General features: G+C 65.5%; 1 rRNA gene and 1 pseudogene. Both read left to right on the top strand.

Features of this window, described 5'->3' with window-relative positions:
* Positions 1-170: 170 nt before the first annotated feature.
* Positions 171-287 (top strand): 5S ribosomal RNA (gene rrf / locus ACFV9H_RS07585).
* Positions 288-467: 180 nt separating this feature from the next.
* Positions 468-1,133 (top strand): annotated as a pseudogene (locus ACFV9H_RS07580) (tetratricopeptide repeat protein); the annotation flags it as partial.

Raw genomic sequence — 1,133 nt, 5'->3', positions numbered from 1 at the left:
CCAGATGTGGAAGCCCGGTAACGGGTGAAGCTGACTGGTACTAATAGGCCGAGGGCTTGTCCTCAGTTGCTCGCGTCCACTGTGTTAGTTCTGAAGCAACGAACAGTTGCTGGTTTCTAGAGCTAGAACATAACTACAAAGTGTGCTTGTTCGCTCGAAACCGATAGGGTTTCGGTGGTCATAGCGTTAGGGAAACGCCCGGTTACATTCCGAACCCGGAAGCTAAGCCTTTCAGCGCCGATGGTACTGCAGGGGGGACCCTGTGGGAGAGTAGGACGCCGCCGAACAATCTTTCAAAGGACCCTTGGTCCAGCGTTCAACGCTGGACCAAGGGTCCTTTTTGTTTTTCACCTCTTTACGCCGAAGCGCGGCCATGGGTTGGTTGCGCGAGAATGACTAGCGGTACCCCGAAGACAGGAGTCACACCCATGTCCAACTCTCCCGACGATCGTCCGGAGCGCGAGCCTCGGCGCAACGACGGCGGTGACAGGGGCGGCTACCGCGGGGGCCGTGACGACCGTGGTGGCGACCGTCCCCCGTTCCGTCGTGACGACCGTGGTGGCCGTCCGACCGGTGGTGGTGGCGGTTTCCGTCGCGATGACCGTGGCGGCCGTCCCGCCGGCGGTGGCGGCGGCGGTTTCCGCCGTGATGACCGCGGAGACCGTCCCTCCGGTGGCGGCGGCGGTTTCCGCCGTGACGACCGTGGTGGAGACCGTCCGTCCTTCCCGCGTCGTGACGATGAGCGTGGTGGGTTCCGTGGCGGTCGCGATGACCGTGGTGGCGACCGTCCCTCTTACCCGCGTCGCGATGACCGTGGTGGGGACCGTCCGTCCTTCCCCCGTCGTGATGACGACCGTGGTGGGTTCCGTGGCGGTCGTGACGACCGTGGTGGCGACCGTCCCTCCTACCCGCGCCGTGACGACCGCGGTGGGGACCGTCCCCCGTTCCGTCGTGACGACCGTGGTGACCGTCCCGCCGGCGGTTTCCGCCGTGACGACCGAGGTGAGCGTCCCAGCTACCCGCGTCGTGATGACGACCGTGGTGGGTTCCGTGGCGGTCGCGATGACCGTGGTGGCGACCGTCCCTCTTACCCGCGTCGCGATGACCGTGGTGGGGACCGTCCGTCCTTCCCC

The sequence above is a fragment of the Streptomyces sp. NPDC059874 genome (assembly GCF_042731135.1).
Classification (GTDB): Bacteria; Actinomycetota; Actinomycetes; order Streptomycetales; family Streptomycetaceae; genus Streptomyces.
Note: the sequence above shows the minus strand (reverse complement) of the source record. Positions and strands in the feature narration are given on the sequence as shown.